Origin of the sequence: Novilysobacter erysipheiresistens (assembly GCF_036663935.1) — a bacterium.
Lineage (GTDB): Bacteria > Pseudomonadota > Gammaproteobacteria > Xanthomonadales > Xanthomonadaceae > Novilysobacter > Novilysobacter erysipheiresistens.
In genome coordinates, this window is record NZ_JAXGFP010000008.1 from 93,147 (window position 1) to 113,258 (window position 20,112).

Below are 20,112 nucleotides of genomic sequence, written 5' to 3' on the forward strand. Positions count from 1 at the left end.
CACCAACATGAATGCGGACGTGGTGCCGCGGCGGCATGGGATCCGCCTGCTACCATCGCCGTGGCTTCCAATCCCCTCCCCAACCATTGCCGCCATGCCGCTGGACATCGTCGTCATCATGGACCCGATCGGGTCGATCAAGATCGCCAAGGACTCCACCTTCGCGATGCTGCTGGAAGCGCAACGGCGCGGGCACCGGCTATGGTACGTGATGCCGGGCGGACTTGCCGCGCGTGACGACGCGGCGGTCGCCAGGATGGCCCAACTGCGGGTCCACGACGATCCCGGGCACTGGTTCGACCTGGGGCAGCCGTCGCATATCGAATTGCGAGACGGCCATGTGCTGCTGATGCGCAAGGACCCGCCGGTCGACGACGAATACATCCACGACACCCATATCCTCGACCTCGCCCGGCGCGCCGGCGCAATGGTGGTCAACGATCCGCAGGGCCTGCGCGACTACAACGAAAAGCTGGCCGCGCTGCTGTTCCCGCAATGCTGCGCGCCGAGCGTGGTCAGCCGCGACGCGGCGAGCCTGAAGGCGTTCATCGCCGAACACGGCGAGGCGGTGCTCAAGCCGCTGGACGGCATGGGCGGGCGCTCGATCTTCCGGGTCGGCCACGGCGACCCCAACACCAACGTGATCCTGGAAACCCTGACAGACAACGGCCGGCGGCTGGCGATGGCGCAGCGCTTCCTGCCCGAGATCGGCGAGGGCGACAAGCGCATCCTGCTGGTCGATGGCGTGGCGGTCGACTATTGCCTGGCGCGGATCCCGCAAGGCGACGAGTTCCGCGGCAACCTCGCCGTCGGTGGCCGCGGCGAGGGCCGGCCGCTGAGCGAGCGCGACCGCTGGATCGCCGCCCAGGTCGGGCCGGAAATGAAGCGCCGCGGCATGCTGTTCGTCGGCCTCGACGTGATCGGCGACTACCTGACCGAGGTCAACGTCACCAGCCCGACCTGCATCCGCGAACTCGATGCCCAGTTCGGCCTGAACATCTGCGCCGGCCTGTTCGAGGCGATCGAAGCGCGCGCCAGCGCCGCATGAGCGCGGCGGTCGTCCAGCCGCCCGGCATCCACGAGGGCCAGCGCCTCGGCGCGACCCTGGTGTTGTCGTTGCTGGTCCACGGCGTGCTGCTGCTCGGCGTCGGCTTCGCCCTGGAAAGCGCGGCGCCGGTGATGCCGACGCTGGACGTGATCCTGACCCGGACCAGCACCGCGCTGACCCCGGAGCAGGCGGATTTCCTCGCCCAGGCCAACAATCAGGGTGGCGGCGAACACGACAAGAGCAACCGGCCGACCGAACGCCAGTCCGGGCCGTTGCCGCAGGCGGCCAGCGGCGTGGCCCCGCGGCAATTGCGCGCGCAATCGCCGGCGCCGCAACCGCCACCGCAGGCGCGGGTGATCAGCAGCGTCCGCGGCGACACCGCCACCGCAACCGCGCGCGCGACCCCCGACCCGGACGAGCGCCCGCTACCGCCCGGCGACCGCAAGATCGCCCATGACATGGAGATGGCGCGGCTCGCCGCCGAGATCCACCTGCGCTCGGAACGCTACGCCAAGCGACCCACGCGCAAGTTCGTCTCCGCCAGCACCACCGAGTACGCGTGGGCCGGTTACCTGCGCGGCTGGGTCGACCGGGTCGAGCGGGTCGGCAACCTCAACTATCCCGATGAAGCGCGGCGACGCCGGCTCGCCGGACAGGTCGTGATCAGCGTCGCGGTGCGCCGCGACGGCAGCGTCGAGAACTCGGAGATCGTGGTCTCCAGCGGCATCCCGCTGCTGGACGCTTCTGCATTGCGCATCGCCCGGCTGGCTGAGCCCTACCCGCCGCTGCCAAAGACCGAGGACGACCCGGACGTCCTGCATGTCACCCGGACCTGGGCGTTCCTGGCCGGTGGTGAACTGGTCGACCGCTAAGCAGGCGGGGGATTATCGCGAGCGTCGCGCAAGGCTTGCTGATCGCGGATGGTGAGGGCGACGTTGTTGCGCAGGTAGGCTGGCTCGACCCGCTCGGGCGCGACCGCTTCGCCGCGGGCGAGGGCCAATGCCGCGAGTCGCGCAACGTCGCCCGCGTGCGGCAAGGCCGTGGCATCAATGGAGTGCAATCGATCCGACAGGCGCTCGCGCAGGGCGCCGTCGCAGGCGTCGAAGCCGGTGCCGACGCCATGCCAGCCTTCGCCGACATCGGTCAGTTGCACCGCACCGGGCGCGCCGACAGCTTCGTGATCAAGCGCGATCGCATCACCGTCGCGCAGTTCGAATGCGGCGCTGTAGACCTCGCCCATGCGCGCGTCGATTGCCGCCAGCACGCGCGGACCCGGCGCCTGCAGTGCCAACGCCGCCAGCGTCGAGACCGGCACGATCGGCCGGTCCAGCGCCAGCGCGATGCCCTGCCCGATCGCGATCGCCAGTCGCACGCCGGTGAACGCGCCCGGGCCGCGACCGAGTGCGATCGCGTCGAGCTGGGACCGGGCGATGTCGGCGTCGGCCAGCAGTTGCCCGGCCCACGGCAGTGCCAGTTCGGCATGGCGGCGCGGGGCGATCTCGAAGCGCTCACGCACCTCGCCATCGATCCATAGCGCCACCGAGCAGGCCTCGGTGGCCAGTTCGAACGCCAGCAGTTTCATTGGTGGACCTTCATTGCGCCGGCTTCATCGTCAACCTGGACCGACGATTCTGGCGCAAAGAATGCCTGCACGTCTTCGAGCTTCCGGGTTTTCGGCAGCGGCGGCAACGAGTCCATGAACACCCGGCCGTAGCTCTTGCCGAGCAACCGTGGGTCGCACAGCACCAGCACGCCGCGGTCGGTCTCGCTGCGGATCAGCCGGCCGGCGCCCTGCTTGAGCGCGATCACCGCCTGCGGCAATTGCTCGTCGCGGAACGGGTTGCCGCCACTGCGGCGGATCGCCTCCAGCCGGGCTTCGAACACCGGATCGTCCGGCGCGGCGAACGGCAGCTTGTCGATGACAACCACGCTGAGCGCGTCGCCGGCGACATCGACGCCCTCGCGGAAACTGGCGGCGCCGAGCAGCACGCCGTTACCGGAGGCGCGGAAGCGCTCCAGCAGCAGCGAACGCGGCGCCTCGCCCTGCACGAACAACGGCCACGGCCCATCGCGCAACAACTGTGCTGCCTCGCGCAGGGCGCGGTGCGAGGCGAACAACACGAACGCGCGCCCGGCAGAGGCTTCGAGCACGGGCTTGATCGCTTCGACGATCGAGTCTGTGTAATGGCGCGCCGCTGGCTCCGGCAAGCCGCCGGGCAGGTAGCACAGCGCCTGGGTCGGCCAGTCGAACGGGCTTGGCGCCAGCAGGGTGGCCGGATCCTTCAGCCCGAGCTTGATCGCGTAGTGCTCGAAGCGGCCACCGATCGCCAGCGTCGCCGAGGTGAATACCCACGCCGCCTGCGAGCGCGCGCGGTGCTGGGCGAGCGGCCCGGCGACGTCGAGCGGGGTGCGGCTGAGGCGGAAGCCGCGCGCGGTGAGTTCGTACCAGAGCACGCTGGGCGCGTCGTCGGCGCTCAGGGGACCGCGGTCATCCGGTGGCTCGGAGCCGGCATCGGTATCGGTCGCTTCGTCGGATGCATCAACGCCCTCGACTGCTTCATCGGATCCTTCGTCGCGCCAGCGCCGCAGGCGGTTCTCGAATTCCTTCGCCCGCGCCGTGCAGCTGTCGAAACCGGGTGCCGCCTCGCGCAATGGCAGCAGCGCCGCATGCAGGTCGCGCAGCGTCTGAAGCAAGCCGTCGATGGCGGCTTCGACACTCGCATCTTCGGCCGCGCGGCGGCGGGTGCCGCGCACCGGCAGTTCGTCCATCGCGGCACGAAGGCCGCGGACCGATTGTTCCAGCGCGCGAGTCGGCTCCTGCAGCACCGCCAGCGCACCGGAGGCCTGCTTGCACTCGGCCAGTGCATCGCGCGCGAGTTCGACCAGCGGCCGTGCGCTCAATGCCTCGCCGAAGAACTGCCCGGCGAGCTCCGGCAACTGGTGCGCCTCGTCGACCACGAACGCCTGCGCGCCGGGCAGGATCTCGCCGAAGCCCTCCTGCTTCAGCGCCAGGTCGGCCAGCAGCAGGTGATGGTTGACCACCACCAGGTCGGCCGCCTGCGCGCGCTGTCGTGCCTGCACGACGAAGCATTCGGAGAAGAACGGGCACTCGCTGCCGAGGCAGTTGTCGGTGGTCGAGGTGACCATCGGCAGCAGCGGCGAGTCGTCGGGCAGGGTCTCCAGCTCGGCAAGGTCGCCCATGCGGGTGCGCCCGGCCCAAGCGACGATGCGCTGGAACTGGCCGGCCATCTCGCGGCTGTGGAAGCGACCCTCGCCCTTGGCCTGCTCCAGCCGGTAGTGGCACAGGTAGTTGGCCCTGCCCTTCAACAGCGCGGTCTTGAGGCCGATCCCGAGCGCATCGCGCACCCGCGGCAGGTCGCGGTGGTAGAGCTGGTCCTGCAGCGCGCGGGTACCGGTGGAGACGATGGTCTTCAGTCCCGACAGGATCGCCGGCACCAGGTAGGCGAAGGTCTTGCCGGTACCGGTGCCGGCTTCGGCGAGCAACATGCCGCGGCGGTCGAATGCGTCGGCGACGGCGACGGCGAGGTCCTGCTGGGCGCTGCGCGGCGCGAACGCGGCGATGTTGCGCGCCAGGTCTCCGCCCTCGCTCAAGGCCGCGCGGCTGGCGCTGCCGAGTCGGCTGCCACCCTCGCCCATCTCAGTAGCGCGGCGGCGCGGCGACGGTGCAGGCGTCGCGCTGGCGGCGGGCATCGGCCGCCGACGGCGCGGGCGACGCTGTGTCGTCGGCAGCCACGGGGCGCACCGTCAGGACCTGGACGATCGTTTCCCAGTGGCGACGGCATTGCGGGCCGACCTCGGTGCCGATCGCGATCGCCCGCCGCGCCAAGCGCTCGGCATCGTCGAGATCATGCAGCAGCAGTGCCGCTTCGGCGCGTTCCTGCAGCAGCGCCGGGTCGTCCGGGCTGATCGCCAGCGCCTGGTCGAGCGCGGCCGCGGCGTCGGCGTGGCGACCTTGCGCCTGCAACGCGCTGGCCTGCTCGCGCAGGTCGCCTACCTGGGGATTGCCGAGGGGCTTGACCACCAGTTCGGCGGAGCCGGCGGTACCGGCCGCGCGAATTGCCGCGACCGCGGCGACCGCATCGAACCGGGGTTGCGGCGGCGCCGGCTCGATGCCGGCGCAGGCGGCCAGCATTGCCAGCAACGCCATCGTCGGCAGCAGGCGCTTCATGGCGTCTCCACCGGTTGCGGGGGCGGTGGCGGCGGTTCCGGTGGTGCCTCGCGCTCGTCGTCATCGTCGCGGCCAAAACCGAACCACTCGCGCCATCCGCCCTGGCCTTCCTCGACCACCGGCTCCGGCGGTTGGCAGGGTTGGTAGGCCGGCGCGAACCCGGCCACGAACGCGAACCGACGCGCCCCGGGACAACCGGCGTCGGTGGTGTTCGAGCCGACCACCCACTGCCAGTCCAGACCCTTGTCGCCGACCTTCAGCGGCGCGCTCGGCAACCGGCTGAACAGGTTCGACCACACCCGCATGCCGCCGGTCGAGCCGTACAGGCCGGTCGGCTTGTTGTCGTCGTTGCCGACCCAGACCACCGCGAGATGGTCGCCAGTGTAGCCGGCGAACCAGCTGTCGCGGCTGTCGTTGCTGGTGCCGGTCTTGCCCGCCGCCTGCAGCTCGCCGAGGCCGTCGGCGACCAACCGCCGGGCGGTGCCGCTGCTGACGGTGTGTTGCAGGGCGATGGTGATCAACCGTGCGGCGATCGCGTCGCCATCCTGGGCCGGCGCCGGCTCGGTGTCGTAGCGGTTCAGCGCGCGCCCTTCGGCATCGAGCACGCCGCGCACCGCGTGCAGCGGCTGGATTTCGCCGCCCGACGCGAGGAACTGGTACAGCTGCGCCATCGCGTACGGGCTCTGGCCGACCGAGCCGAGGATCAGCGACGGGTTCGGCTCGGCCTCGATCCCGGCCAGGGTGTGGATCAGGCTGGCGATCCGGCGCGGATCGACCTGCATGCCGATCCGCACGGTGGCCTGGTTGTACGAATTCGCCAGCGCGTCGATCAGCCGCACGGTGCCGTGGCTGCGATTGTCGGAGTTGCCCGGGGTCCACCGCTTGCCGTTGCCGAGGGCGACGGTGACCGGCGAATCGTCGACCCAACTCGCCAGCGACCAGCGATCGGGCTGCGCCAGCGCCAGCAGGTACACGAACGGCTTGAGCAGCGAGCCGACCGGCCGGCGCGCCTCGACCGCGCGGTTGAAGCCCGGCCGCGCCGGGGTGCCGCTGCCGACCACCGCCAGCACCTCGCCGTCATGGACGTCGGTCAGCACCAGGCCGGCCTGCAGGTCGGGGCGGTTCTTGCTGTCGAGGCTTTCCAGGGTCTTGGTGACTGCGCCCTCGGCATAGGCCTGGGCCGACGGCGACATCCCGGTCATCACGCTGAGGCCGGCGCCGGCGAGCGCGTCGGCCGGGTAGTCGCTGGCGAGCTGACGCCGGACCAGGTCGACATAGGCCGGGAAGCGGTTGGCCGACAGTCCCGGCTGCTCGGTCACGCCGAGCGGCGCCTTCAGCGCGCGCTGGTGTTCGGCGTCGTCGATCAGCCCGGTTTCGTGCATCTCGCCGAGCACGAAGTTGCGCCGGGCCGTTGCGCGTTCGGGATTGTCACGCGGGTCGTAGTACGACGGCCCACGGACGATGCCGATCAGCAGCGCGATCTGCTCGGTACTGATATCGGGCAGGTCGCGGCCGAACCAGAACTCCGATGCCGCGGCGACGCCGTGGATCGCCTGCGCGCCGCGCTGGCCGAGGTAGACCTGGTTGAAATAGGCCTCGAGGATGGTCTTCTTGTCGTAGCGCGCCTCGATCAGCAGCGCATAGATCATCTCGTTGAACTTGCGGGTGAAGGTCTGCTCGCGGCCGATCCCGAGCAGGCCGCTGCGCGCCAGCTGCTGGGTCAGGGTACTGGCGCCCTGCACCGCCTCGCCGGCCTTCAGGTTGACCCATGCCGCGCGCAGGATGCCGGACACGTCGATGCCGTGGTGGTGGGCGAAGTCGCGGTCCTCGACCGCCTGCAGGCCGGTGACCAGCAACTCGGGCACCTCCTCCAGCCGCACCAGCCGGCGCTCCTCCTGCTGCTGGCCGTAGAGGGTGGCGATGCGTGCCGGATCGAGCCGCGCCGCCTTGAGCTTGCTGTCGGTGGCCGCGTCCTCCAGCCGGGCGACCTTGCCACCCGACAGCCGCACCTCGATGCGACGTGGCGCGACCGCGCCGTCGACATCGTTGAAGCCGCGGCTGGAGATCAGCCACTGGCCGCCATCGCGCCGGTAGCTGCCCGGACGGCTGCCGTCACCGGCGTGGTAACCGGCGGCGTCGAGCTCGGTCTTCAGGGTCTCGGCATCCAGCGCCAACCCCGGCGCCAGCTCCAGCGGCTGCCCGTAGACCCGGGTCGGCAACTGCCAGCGCAACTGGTCGAAGCGCTGTCCGACCTCGTGGTTGAGGTACAGCGAATACGGGATCAGGAAGCCGAGGCCCAGCCCGATCGCCGCCAGGGCCCAAGTGACCAGCCGGCGCCGCCATTGCGGCGCGTCGCCGGTGTCGGGGTTGAGATCGTCGTCTTCGTAATCGATTCGGGCCACAGGTGAGACAATCGCCATAAGTGCTTGGAATTTCCGAGTCTAGCGCACCCCAAAAGCCTGCATCGCCTCGTGTCGGCGCGTCGCCGGTTACCATGTCCTGTTTGTTCATCCAACCGTCGTCGAACCTTCGTGCTCACTTCTCTGCAGTTTTACCTCCGGCGCCACCTGCACCTGCTGCGCCGGGCATTGGGGAGCCTGCAGGCGAAGGGCTGGCATGCCACCTGGCACCGGGTCAGACCGACCGCCGCCGGGGCGTCCACGCGTGATGAGTGCACGACGCCACGGGAACCCCTGCCAGCCGAGGAGGATTGGGGAAAGCACCCTTGGATACTTGTCGTGGACGGCACAGTGCCGGCGCCCGACAGGGACTCGGGATCACTGCGCCTGTGCAACCTGATGCAAGCGCTGGTGTCCGCAGGCTACCGGGTAGCATTCGTTCCCGATGAGGGCGGAACCACTTGCGCGAACGCGACCCGGCTGCGGGCATCGGGTATCCACGTGCCCCGGTTGCACCGCCCCGGCGATGCGCCGACCTGGCTTCGCCTGCATCGCGGGTCGCTGGCCTCGGCGATCCTGTGTCGGCACCATGCCGCGGGGCATTGGCTTCCGTTGATACGAGCCGTCGCTCCTCGCGCATCCATCGTATTCGACACGGTCGATCTGCACTTCCTTCGTGAGATGCGCGAAGCCGAACTGCACGACGACCGGCGGTTGCACCGACACGCAGAATCGACACGCCAACGCGAACTGGGATTGGTCGACCGCGCGGACACCACATGGGTGGTCAGCCCGATCGAGCGCGACTTGTTGCTCGAAGCCAGGCCGAATGCCACCGTGCGGATCGTGTCCAACATCATCGACGAAGACACCCCAGGGCAGCCGTTCGAACAGCGACGCGACCTGCTGTTTGTCGGAGGACTCCGCCACCCGCCTAACCGCGATGCCGTCGAGTGGTTGGCGCGGGACATCTTTCCGCGAATCCGTACGAAGTTGCCGGGGGTACGATTGCACTTTGTCGGTTCCCCCGGCACCGGCCCGGCGATGACCTTCCCCCCGGAGTCCGGCATCCTGGTTCACGGTCACGTGCCGGACATTGCGCCCGTCCTGGACGGTTGCCGGATAGCGCTGGCACCGCTGCGCTTCGGCGCAGGTGTCAAAGGCAAGGTCAACCTCAGCATGGCGCATGGCCAGCCGGTGGTCGCGACGGCCTGCGCAACCGAAGGCATGCACCTGCAACCCGGCATCGACGTGCTGGTGGCCAACGACGCCGAAACCTTCGCCACCGCGGTCGCGCGTCTGTATCAGGACCCGATCTTGTGGCAAACGCTGTCAAACCAGGGAAGAGCCAATGTGCGGCGGTATTTCTCGCCCGAGGCTGCGATCGCTACCGCCAAGGCTTCTCTGGGGCCGCCAGGGACACTGCCACCAAGCCCATGACCACGACGCTCACCTCCGATTTCACCCCGATGCGGATTCTGTTGATCGCTTATGAATTCCCTCCCAGCGCTTCACCGCAATCTTTGCGCTGGGCCTATCTGAGTCGCGAATTGCACCGCCAGGGTCATGAGGTTCATGTCCTCACCATCGACCTGGGTGGTTCGACCCCCGGGTTGCCTGCGTTGCCGGCTGGCGTCACCGTGCATCGTACCTACCCCGGTCCGGTACGCGGACTGGTCGCCATGCGACGGCGCTACCGTGAACGGAAACAGGCGCCGGCTGCGGCTTCCGTTCCCTCCACCACTTCCCCCGCCGCGGCCGCGCCTTCGCGCGGTGGCTGGAAACATCGAGTATCCGCGGCTCTGCAACGCGTGGGCGAACACTTGTGGTTCCCTGATCTGCGCGGCGAGTGGCATGCCCGCGCGCGGGTGCGCCTGGATGAACTGCTCGCCCAGTTGCAGCCCGACGTGGTAATCAGCTCGCACGAGCCTGCTACCACTCTCCAACTCGGGCTCCGCGCCAAGAAATCGGAATTCCGATGGATTGCGGACCTGGCCGACCCGGTCCTCGCGCCCTACACACTGCCACGCTGGCAGGACAAGGCTCGCAAGCTCGAAGCCGATGTCTGCAATCTTGCCGACCACGTGCTGGTGACCACCCCTTCGGCACGGCGACTGCTGATCGAGCGCCACGCGGGATCGACGCCGATCACGGTACTGACCCAAGGCTTCGACGACAGCAAATGTCTTCCCATCGGCCACGTCGATATCGACCCGGATCGACTCGAACTGCTCTATACCGGCAGCTTCTACCGTTTCCGCACCGCGGAGATATTACTGCGGGCCGTCCTGGAGACTCCCGGAGTACGCCTGAACGTGGCGACCATCCACGCTCCGGATGAACTATTGGCCGCCAGTCGACGAAACCCGGAACGGGTCCGCCTGCTGGGTTTCCTGCCACATCTGGACGCACTGGCGTGGCAGCGTCGGGCCGACGTATTGGTAAACCTTTCAAACAGCGATCCGAGTCAGGTGCCCGGCAAATGCTACGAATACATGGGCGCCGGCCGTCCGATTCTTCACCTCGGCGATGATGCCGACGATGCGGTGGCCAACCAGGTTCGTGCCCACGATCGCGGTTGGGTGTGCCCGCCGGAATCGTCAGCGGTCGCCTCGAAACTGCGACAGCTGGTGCAGAGGCGTTCCGAGGGCCGCCTCGAGGAAGGCTTGTCGCTGGACCGTGAGGGCGTGTCGGAGTTCGGCTGGAGTCGCCTTGCCGGACAACTGGAGCAAGTGTTGCGCGATTGCTGTGTCCGCGAGAATCGCTAGTCGGGAATAGCCCGCGCCAAGCGATCGGCCAGGTCGGCCACGCCCGGCGTGTTCGGATCCAGTTCACGTGCCTTGGCAAGTGCGGAACGTGCGGTCGCCAGTTCGTAGGCGCCGAGCCTCTCGTTGCCGTATGCCACCCAGCTTGACGCCAGTCGCCGCCGCGCGACGGCGACCTGTGAATCGGTACCGCCCAGCATCCTCCATGCATCCAGGCAAGCACCTGCGCGTGACAACGCATTGGCTTGCAGATTCCGCCGGAAACAGTCCCCCGCAGCCGGAGCCAGTCGTTGCGCCGCTTGATCGACGGCCGGCTCACGCGGGGCAATCGCCTGCGCGGCGCGCACCTTGTCGTAGGCGCTTTCGCCCGGCGGGTCCAACAGGTCGCCGCGCGCCTCGGCCGCCGCCGCGGCGTCGAGCAACTCGCGCACCCGGCGGTCTCGCTGGGCCGGTGGCAGGCCGCTCTCCAACCGGGCCTGCGATCGCCTGGCACGGTCGAGATGGTCCTTCGCGGCGATCACCGCCGCCGCGTTCGGGGCGATCTGTTGCGCTTCGATCAACGCGGCCTGGGCCTCGACGAAACGAAAGTCCGCGGCCAGCCGCTCGCTGCGCGCGGCGTGGGCGTTGGCGACGCGCACCACTCCGCGCGCGGCGGCGACGTTGGCGGCGTCGATCGCGGCGACGGCGCGATAACCATCGAGCGCCTGCGACCAGCGCCCCGCCTCCAGATCCTTATCGGCCTGTTGCAGGCGTTGATCGACGCGTCCTGCCAGCGCTGCCAGCGCCGCCGGCAATCCGACATGGCCCGGGTCGACCATCTGCACCCGCGCGATCAACGCCGCCGTTCCAGTCGGATCATCCCGCTGCATCGCAGACTCGGCACGCTGCAGCAGTTCGGACAGGGTGTCTTCGCGACCTTCCAGGGCTGCGGTGTGGTGCGGCTGCAGCGCCAGCACTCGCTGGTACAGCGGCAGCGCGGCGTCGTCGGCACCATCCAGCCGGCCGGCTTCGAGCGCCGTTTCGGCGGCGGCCAATAACTGGTCGACCCCACCTCCGTCGCCGACGCGCTGGCGCAACCGCCGAGCCAGCATATCGGTCTGCGCGCGTGGAACCGCGAGTTCGCGGGCGAGTTGCAGGAACCGGCGAGCCTCGGCGTCGCGCCCCTGCGCCAGCGCGATCTCGGCCCGGGCCAGCGCCGCGCGCCCGACCTGGACCAGGCCCTCGCGCGCGTCGGGCCGGTCGGGGTCGAGGGCCAACGCGGCTTCGTAGAGTTCGCGCGCGCCGCGGCCGTCGGTCCGGGTCAGTTCGCCGGCCTGCAGCGCGCGCGCGGCGTCGGCACGCAGTTGCTGGACCCGGGTTTCCGGCCACAGCCAGTCCGACAGCGGCTCGCGTGCCAACAGCAGCAAGGCGATGCCGGCAATTGCCAGTATCACCGCGACCCAGCGCCGCTTGCGCGGACGCGGTCTGGCAGGCGGGGGCCGGCCGGGCGGCGGCGCGTCCGGCGCCGAAGGCTGCGGACCCAGCGTCGGCTCGATCCGCTCTGACCGCCGTTCGCCGTATCCGTTATCCGCACCCGACTTGCGCATCTGATCAGAATAGTCCCGATCGATGGTGACGGCGCGTCAAGCGCACGGCGCAGGCCTCAGCCGCGCCGGGCCTGCTCGACCCCGGGCAGTGCGGCAAGCTTGCCGAGCAGGGTCGACAGCTGGCCGTAGTCGTCGACTTTCAGCCGCATCAGGAACCGCACCCGCGCGCCATCGCGCTGGTGGTCGCTGTGGATGCTGGTGAGGTGGGCATCGCCTTGGGCGATCAGGTTGGTGACCTCCTTCAGCAACCATTTTCGGTCGACCGCGACCACCTCGATGTCGACCTCGTAGGCGCTGCCGGGGCGACCCCATTCCACCGGCAGGGTGCGTTGCGGCTGGGCCGCCGCGAGGCGCCGGTACGAGGCGCAGTCGCGGCGATGCACGGTGACCCCGCGGCCGCGCGTGAGGTAGCCGGCAATCGGTTCGCCCGGCAGGGCCTGGCAGCAACGCGCCATCTGCACCAGCAGGTTGTCGACGCCTTGCACGGTGAAGTCCGCGGCCTTGCCGCGCGGCACCCGCCGCGGCAGCACCGGGGCGGCCGGTTCGGCGGCCGGCGGGGCGCTGGCGGCGCGCTCGTGTTCGAGCAGGATCCGGCCGACCTGGTGCGGACCGACGTCGCCGAGCGCGACCAGCACGTGCAGGTCGGCGTCGTGGGCGAGCTTGAAGCGCTCGCGCGCCGGCGCGAGGTCGGCGCCGAGCAGGCCGAGCCGGCGCAGCTCCTTGTCCAGCAGCTCTTTGCCGGCGGCCTCGTTGCGGGCGCGGTCGAGTTTGTGGAACCAGTTGCGGACCTTCTCGCGCGAGCGGCTGCTGGCGAGGAAGCCGTTGGCCTCGATCAGCCAGTCGCGCCGCGGCTCGCCGGTCTTGGCGGTCATGATCTCGACCCGGTCGCCGCTGGCCAGCCTGTGGTCCAGCGGCACGATCCGGCCGTCGACCTTGGCCCCGCGGCAGCGGTGGCCGACCTCGGTATGCACGCGGTAGGCGAAATCCAGCGGAGTCGCGCCTGCCGGCAGGTCGACCACCTCGCCCTTCGGGGTCAGCACGTAAACGCGGTCCTCGACCAGTTCGGTGTCGAGCTCGCGCGCCAGCGCCGCCTCGTCGGGTTCGACGCCGTCGGCAGCCGGCTCCAGCAGCCTGCGCATCCAGGCGATCTTGCGGTCGAACGCGGCATCACCGCCGATCGCGCCTTGCGGGGGCCGGCCTTCCTTGTACTTCCAGTGCGCGGCGACGCCGAGCTCGGCCTGCCGGTGCATCTCGAAGGTGCGGATCTGCACCTCGAGCGTCTTGCCCTCCGGGCCGATCACCGCGGTGTGCAACGAGCGGTAGTCGTTGCGCTTGGGCCGGGCGATGTAGTCGTCGAATTCGCTCGGGATCGGCGTCCAGCTGGCGTGCACCGCGCCGAGCGCGGCATAGCAGTCGCCGACGCTTTCGACCAGCACCCGCACCGCACGCAGGTCATAGAGCTCGCCGATCGGAACGTCCTTGCGCTGCATCTTCTTCCAGATGCTGTAGATGTGCTTCGGCCGCCCGGCGATGTCGGCCTTGAGGCCCTGTGCGGCCATCGCCTCGCGCAGGGTCTGCTTGACGGCCTCGATGTAGCGCTCGCGGTCGGTGCGCTTCTCATCGAGCAGGCGCGCGATCTGCTTGTAGGTGTCCGGCTGCAGGTAGCGGAACGCGAGGTCCTCCAGCTCCCACTTGAGTTGCCAGATGCCGAGCCGGTTGGCCAGCGGCGCGTGGATGTCGCGGGTCAGCGTGGCCAGTGCGAGGCGGCGGTCCCCGGGCAGGCTGGCCGCCTCCTGCATTTGCGCCAGTTGCCGCGCCAGCAGGATCGGCACCACCCGCAGGTCGCGGACGATCGCCAGCAGCAGCCGGCGCAGGCCTTCGCTGCCCCGGCGCGGCCCCTGCTCGGCGTGCAGCGCCCAGACCTGTTCCGCCGCTCGCTGACCATCGAGCAACGGCGCGATCGCCGGATGGTCGCGCTCGAACGCCGGCCCCAAGCGTTGCTGCAGGACCGGGTAGCTGTGGACGATCGCGGCGACCAGGGTGTCGCTGTCGGCGTCCAGGCGCTGCAACGCGGCGAGCATCCGGGTGATCGTTGCCGGCGGGTCGCGCTCCTCGTGCTCGGCCCCCGCGATGGCCGCCTCGCGCAAGGCATTCCGCAAGGGCTCGGCAATGGCGGGATTGGCAAGCAGCGCAGCCAGCGCCGATCCGACGGCGACAGTCGTATCGGTTGTTGCGGGCCCGGGTTCATGGCGACGCGTAGTCATGGCGACGCGATTCATTTCGACGCGGGGGGAGTGACTACACTAGCGAGCAACCGACCGCAGTCATAGCCTCAGGACCCGCCACATGAATGGTTCAACCCGCCCGATCGCGCCGACCTCGCGACTGCTTCGTTCATACGTCCCGGCCAGCGTGCTGCTGGCCGTCCTGTTCGCCGCGCCGCTGGCGTTCGCACAGCAGGCCGGCGAGCGGATCGAACAGCAGATGACGCCCGACCAGTTCAAGGCCGCGGGGCTGGACCAGCTCAGCGCGGAGCAACTGGAGAACCTCAACGCCTGGCTCAATCGCACCCTAGTGGCTGAAACCACCAAGGCCGCGACCGTAGCCGCGCAGCAGGCCAAGGAAAAGATCGAGGACGAGAACCGCGGCTTCCTCAACTTCGGTTCCGACGAGGCTGTCACCGGGCGATTGCAGGGCGAGTTCCGCGGCTTCGGCAAGGGTCGCGAGTACCTGCTCGACAATGGCCAGTTGTGGCGTCAGACCGACAGCGCCAGCCTCGCCGGCGTGCGCCTGGACAACCCGCAGGTGACGATCAAGCCGTCGATGATCGGCAGCGCCTGGTACCTCACCGTCGAGGGTTACAACACCGCCGCCAAGGTCCAGCGGATCAAGTAATCCGCGACAACCGCGCCGCCAGTTTCTTCGGCGAGACACCGCGCGCGCCGAGTTCCTGCGCGAACAGCGACACCCGCAGTTCCTCCAGGTCCCAGCGCAATGCCTGCCATTCGGGTTCGTCGGCCTTGCCGGCCGCGGTGGCGGCGGCGAGCGCGTCGGCGAAAGGCTTGAGCTCGAGCATCTTGTCCTGGTCGCGCATCGGGTCGCGCAGCGCGCGTTCGCCGCGCAGGGCGAGCGCTTTCAGGTAGCGCGGGTAGTCGCGCAACGCTTCGGCCGGGACATCGCGCAGGAAACCCGGCGGGGTCAGCATGGCGAGTTGTGCGCGCATGTCGTCGAGGTTGGCGCTGGCCCAGCCCATCAGCGGTGATTCGAGTTTGGCGCGTACCTCGGACACCGCGGCGAGGATGGCTTCAGCCTGGCGCAAGCGTTCGGTTGCTTCCGGAAACAGTTGCTTGCCAACGTGATCGCGGCGCCTGGAGAACGCATCGGCGTCGCGGATGTCAGCAAGGTCATCGGCGACCAGCGCGGCGAACGCGCCGTCGACCAGGTCGTCGCGCAGGCGGTCGCCGCCGGGTCCGCGCGGCGCCGCGGATTCGATCGCCGCGTACAGCAGGCCGGCCTTCGGCGAGACCGGCAACTGTTTGCGCGCCTGCTTGCGCTTGTCGGCCAGCGCCAGCCACAGCAGCCTTCGGACGCCGCGCGGATGGTGGCGCAGCGCGGTGTCGCGTTCGGCGTGGACCTGCAGCGAGACAGTATCGCCGTCGTCGTGCAGGGCCGGGTAGGCCGGCACGCCGGCGGCGCCGGGGACATTGGCCGGGATCGGGGTTTCGGGGAAATCGACCAGGCCGCGCTGCCCGAGCCCATCGGCCGCGCGCGCGGCGAATGCACGCGCGGCGCGCGCGCCGAAGTCCACGCGCAACGCGTCAAGGTCGCGCGATTCTGCGAGTACCGTGCGGCCGTCGCGATCGTGCAGCCGCAGGTTGGCGCGCAGGTGCGACTCAAGCGCGGCTTCGTCGAAGTCGGTCGGCACAATCGCGGCGCCGGTGACCTTGTGCAGGAAACGCGCGAGCGTGCCGGTGAATGAATCCGCCTCGGGGCCGGGACGCGCCTCGGAGAACGCGCGGGCGAAATCCGGCGCCGGCACGAAGTTGCGCCGCTGCGCCTTCGGCAGCGACTTGATCAGCGCGGTTGCCTTGTCGACCACGAAGCCCGGCGCCAGCCAGCCCAGCCGCACCGGGTCGAGGGCGTTGAGCAGGTGCAGCGGCACCGCGACGGTCATGCCGTCGTCGATCGCGCCGGGCTCGAAGCGGTACTTCACTGCCAGCCGTGCGTCGCCGAGTTCGATCACCGGCGGGAAGCGCGCGGCGTCGGTCTCGTCGCCGATCAGCAGGTCGTCGAGCGACCATTCCAGCGCAGCCTTCTTCGGTGGCGGCAGCTTGTTGAACCACGCGTCGAGCGCCTGCGCGTTGTGCACGTCGGGCGGCAGCCGGTCGAGGTACCAGCGCGCCATCCAATCTTCGTCGACGACGATGCCGGCACGGCGCTGCTTGGCCTCTTCCTCGCGCGCCTTCTCCAGCGTGGCGAGGTTGCGCTTGAGGAAGGCGCTGCGGCTGTCAATCTCGCCGGTGACCAGCGCGTCGTTGACGAAGATCGCGCGGCTCTCCTCCGGATACAGGCCGCCGTAGTGGATCGGCCGCTTCGGCGCGAGTACCAGGCCGAACAGGCTGACCTGCTCGCTGCCGAGCACGCGGCCCTGCGAGCGTGACCAGCGCGGATCGAAATGGCGGCGCGCGAGCAGGTGCGGCAGCTCGTCGATCGCCCACTGCGGCTCGATCGAGGCATTGCTCATCGCCCAGACCTTTTCGGTGTCGAGCAGGGTCGCCGACAGCACCCACGGCGGCGGCTTGCGGATCAGCCACGAGCCCGGGAACAGGCCAAACTTGCGCCCGCGCGGGCCGTCGTAGACCGCCGCGGGCTTGCGTTCGCCGGGCTTCTTGGCGGGTGATTTGGTGTCGGCGGGCGGCACGCGGTGACCGATCTGGGTCGGCAGGCCAGTGATCACGGCGCGATGCAGGTTGGCGTAGGCCGAGGCATCGAGATAGCGGCCGGGCTCCACCGGGTCCTGGGACACGGTTTCTGCCGCAAGCGTCCAGCCGAGGTCCTGCACCATCAGCTTGAGTTGCCGATGCAGCTCGCGCCATTCGCGCATCCGCAGGAAGCCGAGGAAATTCTTCTCGCACCACTTGCGCAGTTGCGACTGGGTCAAGTCTTCGTGCTGCTCCTGGTAGGCGTCCCACAACTTGAGGGTGCCGACAAACTCGGAACTGTAGTCGACGAACTGCGCGTGCGCGTTGTCGGCCGCGGCACGCTGTTCGGGTGGCCGCTCGCGCGGGTCCTGGATGCCGAGGAACGAGGCGACGACCAGCATCTCGCGCAGGCAACCCTTCGCGTTCGCGGCGACCAACATCCGCGCCAGCTTGACGTCGATCGGCATGCGCGCCATCAGCTTGCCGGTGGCGGTGAGCCTTCGATGCTCGTCGGTGGCGCCAAGCTCGGCCAGTTGCTGCCAGCCATCGGCGACTGCGCGCGAATCGGGCGGCTCCAGGAACGGGAAGCTTTCGATGTCGCCCAGGCCCAGCGACAACATGCGCAGGATCACCCCGGCCAGCGCGGCGCGACGGATTTCCGGATCGGTGTACTCCGGCCGCGACTCGAAATCCGCCTCGCTGTAGAGCCGGTAGCAGGTGCCTTCCGACACGCGACCGCAGCGGCCCTTGCGCTGGTTGGCGCTGGCCTGGCTGACGGGCTCGATATGCAGCCGGTCGAGCTTGCCGCGCGGGCTGTAGCGCTTTACCCGCGCCAGCCCGGGGTCGACCACGTAGCGGATCCGCGGCACCGTCAGCGAGGTCTCGGCGACGTTGGTCGCCAGCACGATGCGGCGCAGCGTGCCGGGATTGAACACCCGGTCCTGGTCGCGCACCGACAGCCGCGCGTACAGCGGCAGCACCTCGGTGTGGCGGTACTTGCGGCGATCCAGCGCCTGGTGGGCGTCGCGGATCTCGCGCTCGCCGGGCAGGAAGATCAGCACGTCGCCGCGCGGGTCTTCGCGGGTCAGCTCGTCGCAGGCGGCGACGATGCCGTCGACCACCGTGCGCTCGCCCTCGCGGTCGCCCTCGCCTTCCAGCGGCCGGTAGCGCACCTCGACCGGATAGCTGCGCCCTTCGACATCGACCACCGGCGCGTCGTCGAAATGCTCGGCGAAGCGCGCGGTGTCGATCGTCGCCGAGGTCACGATGACCTTGAGGTCGTGACGCTTCTTCAGCAACTGCTTGAGATAACCGAGCAGGAAGTCGATGTTGAGGCTGCGCTCGTGGGCCTCGTCGATCAGGATCGTGTCGTAGCGCGACAGCCAGCGGTCGGACTGGATCTCGGCCAGCAGGATGCCGTCGGTCATGAACTTGATCGCGGTGTCGTCGCCGACCTTCTCGTTGAACCGGACCTGGTAACCGACCGCGCCGCCGAGCGGCGCCTGCAACTCCTCGGCGACGCGCTTGGCCACCGCGCGCGCGGCGATCCGGCGCGGCTGGGTGCAGCCGATCATGCCGGCCGCGCCGCGCCCGGCGGCCAGGCACAGCTTGGGGATCTGGGTGGTCTTGCCCGAACCGGTCTCGCCGGCGATCACCACCACAGGATGTTCACGGATCAGCGCGATGATGCGGTCGGCCTCGGACGCGATCGGCAACGACGGATCGACCGGCGCCGCGGGCAAACGCACCGCGCGGGCCTGGCGCATCGCGATCGAGCTTGCCAGCGCCTGTTCGAATGCGGCCCGTATAGCGGCGTCATCGGGTTTGCCGCGCCAGCGCGACCACAGGCCATGCAGGCGCCCGCGATCACGGGTCAGCGCGTCGTCGATCGCACGGTGCGCCTGGCGCAACTCGGGCGGCAACGACGGCTTGCGTCGTGACGCGGTCTTAGCGGTGGCGTCGATAGGCTTCATTGATCACGGCGTAAGAAACAAACCATTTCACACGGCGAACCGCGGCACTTATTGTCGCTGCAACAGGCAAAAAGGGAGAAACGCATGGCCAAGACCACCAAGCCCGGCAAGAAAGCCACCGGCAGCAAATCCACCCCGACCCGATCGGCGGCAACCAAGCCGGCGGCCTCGCCGGCGGGCGGCTCGAGCGCTCCTGCGATAGATATCGGGATTGGCAACGCCGATCGCAAGAAGATCGCCGACGGGTTGTCGCATTTCCTCGCCGACGCCTACACGCTGTACCTGAAGACCCACAACTTCCACTGGAACGTCACCGGGCCGATGTTCAACGCGCTGCACGTGATGTTCGAGACCCAGTACACCGAGCAGTGGACGGCGCTGGACGATATCGCCGAGCGCATTCGGGCGCTGGGCTTCAATGCGCCAGGTTCCTATGCGGAGTTCATCGAGTTGTCGTCGATCCCTGAAGAAGCAGGGTTGTCCGACATTCCCGACTGGAAGGAGATGGTGCGCCAGCTGACCGTCGGCAACGAGGCGGTCTGCCGCACGGCGCGCAAGGTGCTCAAGACCGCCGACGATGCCGGCGACGACCCGACCGTCGACTTGCTGACCCAGCGTCTGCAGACCCACGAGAAGTACGCGTGGATGCTGCGGTCGCTGCTGCAGTAGGTTGGCGGTCGCATCCGGTTGCTGGATGCGCATGAAGGCAGGAGACCCCGGGGCTGTCACCTCGGGGCTTTCTGCATCCGGATCCTGCGCGGTAGACGCGGGAGGCGGCCTGCGGGGGATTGCTACTCCCCTCGGTCAGGGCGTCCTGCCCTGACTCGGGGCCGCCGGCCATCCATGGCCGGCTTTCCGCAATTCCCCCGCAGGCCGCCTCCCGCCCGATTGCCCAGGGTTTCGTGAACAGCCTCGGTAGGAGCGACGTGAGCCGCGACCTGTACATCGCCTCAAGGGTTCGGCGGGTCGCGACTCACGTCGTTCCTACATCGGCATCACCGTAGAAGGGTCGTCACCCAAACCACGACGCGGCGCCCCGTCCGAAGCCGAGGAACCGCTCCGCTGTTGCTGTTGCTGTTGCTGTTGCTGTTGCTGTTGCTGTTGCTCTTGCGGTTGCTGTTGCTGTTGCAGTTGCTGTTGCTTATGCTGTTGCTGTTGCTGTTGCTGTTGCTGTTGCTGTTGCTCTTGCGGTTGCTGTTGCAATCTCCACTCCACCCAACCAGCAACCGC

General features: G+C 69.1%; 14 protein-coding genes. 6 read left to right on the forward strand and 8 right to left on the reverse strand.

The features are described 5' to 3' along the window. Positions 1-94 precede the first annotated feature (94 nt). Positions 95-1,048: a glutathione synthase gene (gshB, locus tag SNE34_RS14335; protein WP_332618294.1), complete on the forward strand. Its 954-nt coding sequence runs from the start codon at positions 95-97 to the stop codon at positions 1,046-1,048. Then, positions 1,045-1,920 carry an energy transducer TonB gene (locus SNE34_RS14340; RefSeq protein ID WP_332618295.1) on the forward strand — a complete coding sequence of 292 codons (876 nt, stop codon included), beginning with the start codon at positions 1,045-1,047 and terminating at the stop codon, positions 1,918-1,920. Before gshB ends, SNE34_RS14340 begins: the two co-directional genes overlap by 4 nt. Here SNE34_RS14340 and tsaB read toward each other — a convergent pair. The 4 genes from tsaB to mrcB are packed head-to-tail and all read right to left on the reverse strand — an operon-like array spanning position 1,917 to position 7,639. Then, the gene (gene tsaB, locus SNE34_RS14345; RefSeq protein WP_332618296.1) at positions 1,917-2,630 is read right to left on the reverse strand and encodes a tRNA (adenosine(37)-N6)-threonylcarbamoyltransferase complex dimerization subunit type 1 TsaB; all 714 of its coding nucleotides are present in this window, start codon (positions 2,628-2,630) and stop codon (positions 1,917-1,919) included. The genes SNE34_RS14340 and tsaB overlap by 4 nt on opposite strands. After that, positions 2,627-4,705 (reverse strand): DNA repair helicase YoaA, encoded by a 2,079-nt coding sequence (yoaA, locus tag SNE34_RS14350; RefSeq protein WP_332618326.1) that lies wholly within the window; start codon positions 4,703-4,705, stop codon positions 2,627-2,629. The genes tsaB and yoaA overlap by 4 nt, the downstream gene beginning before the upstream one ends. Before the next feature lies 1 nt (position 4,706). Next, positions 4,707-5,237 (reverse strand): tetratricopeptide repeat protein, encoded by a 531-nt coding sequence (locus SNE34_RS14355; RefSeq protein WP_332618297.1) that lies wholly within the window; start codon positions 5,235-5,237, stop codon positions 4,707-4,709. Beyond that, positions 5,234-7,639 (reverse strand): penicillin-binding protein 1B, encoded by a 2,406-nt coding sequence (mrcB, locus tag SNE34_RS14360; RefSeq protein ID WP_332618298.1) that lies wholly within the window; start codon positions 7,637-7,639, stop codon positions 5,234-5,236. The genes SNE34_RS14355 and mrcB overlap by 4 nt, the downstream gene beginning before the upstream one ends. A gap of 396 nt (positions 7,640-8,035) precedes the next feature. Here mrcB and SNE34_RS14365 point away from each other — a divergent pair, with 396 nt between their 5' ends. Both SNE34_RS14365 and SNE34_RS14370 read left to right on the forward strand, forming a co-directional pair. After that, complete coding sequence (locus SNE34_RS14365; RefSeq protein ID WP_332618299.1) at positions 8,036-9,076, forward strand: glycosyltransferase; 1,041 nt, start codon at positions 8,036-8,038, stop codon at positions 9,074-9,076. Then, on the forward strand, positions 9,073-10,404 hold the full coding sequence (locus SNE34_RS14370) for a glycosyltransferase (RefSeq protein WP_332618301.1): 1,332 nt from the start codon (positions 9,073-9,075) through the stop codon (positions 10,402-10,404). The genes SNE34_RS14365 and SNE34_RS14370 overlap by 4 nt, the downstream gene beginning before the upstream one ends. Here the strand turns inward: SNE34_RS14370 and SNE34_RS14375 are convergent. After that, positions 10,401-11,834: a hypothetical protein gene (locus SNE34_RS14375; protein ID WP_332618302.1), complete on the reverse strand. Its 1,434-nt coding sequence runs from the start codon at positions 11,832-11,834 to the stop codon at positions 10,401-10,403. The two genes, SNE34_RS14370 and SNE34_RS14375, sit on opposite strands and share 4 nt — an antisense overlap. Positions 11,835-12,043: 209 nt before the next feature. Further along, on the reverse strand, positions 12,044-14,251 hold the full coding sequence (locus tag SNE34_RS14380) for a RelA/SpoT family protein (RefSeq protein WP_332618303.1): 2,208 nt from the start codon (positions 14,249-14,251) through the stop codon (positions 12,044-12,046). 82 nt (positions 14,252-14,333) lie between these two features. Here SNE34_RS14380 and SNE34_RS14385 point away from each other — a divergent pair, with 82 nt between their 5' ends. After that, positions 14,334-14,882, forward strand: a complete 549-nt coding sequence (locus tag SNE34_RS14385; protein ID WP_332618305.1) for a hypothetical protein — start codon at positions 14,334-14,336, stop codon at positions 14,880-14,882. On the opposite strand, the gene hrpA is transcribed toward SNE34_RS14385, so the two are convergent. After that, positions 14,875-18,882, reverse strand: coding sequence for an ATP-dependent RNA helicase HrpA (gene hrpA / locus SNE34_RS14390; RefSeq protein ID WP_332618306.1), 4,008 nt, complete (start codon positions 18,880-18,882; stop codon positions 14,875-14,877). The genes SNE34_RS14385 and hrpA overlap by 8 nt on opposite strands. Positions 18,883-18,966: 84 nt before the next feature. Here hrpA and SNE34_RS14395 point away from each other — a divergent pair, with 84 nt between their 5' ends. Continuing rightward, positions 18,967-19,551: a Dps family protein gene (locus SNE34_RS14395; RefSeq protein ID WP_332618307.1), complete on the forward strand. Its 585-nt coding sequence runs from the start codon at positions 18,967-18,969 to the stop codon at positions 19,549-19,551. Positions 19,552-19,866: 315 nt separating this feature from the next. Here the strand turns inward: SNE34_RS14395 and SNE34_RS14400 are convergent, their stop codons facing one another. Continuing rightward, complete coding sequence (locus SNE34_RS14400; RefSeq protein ID WP_332618308.1) at positions 19,867-20,085, reverse strand: hypothetical protein; 219 nt, start codon at positions 20,083-20,085, stop codon at positions 19,867-19,869. Between the last annotated feature and the right edge of the window lie 27 nt (positions 20,086-20,112).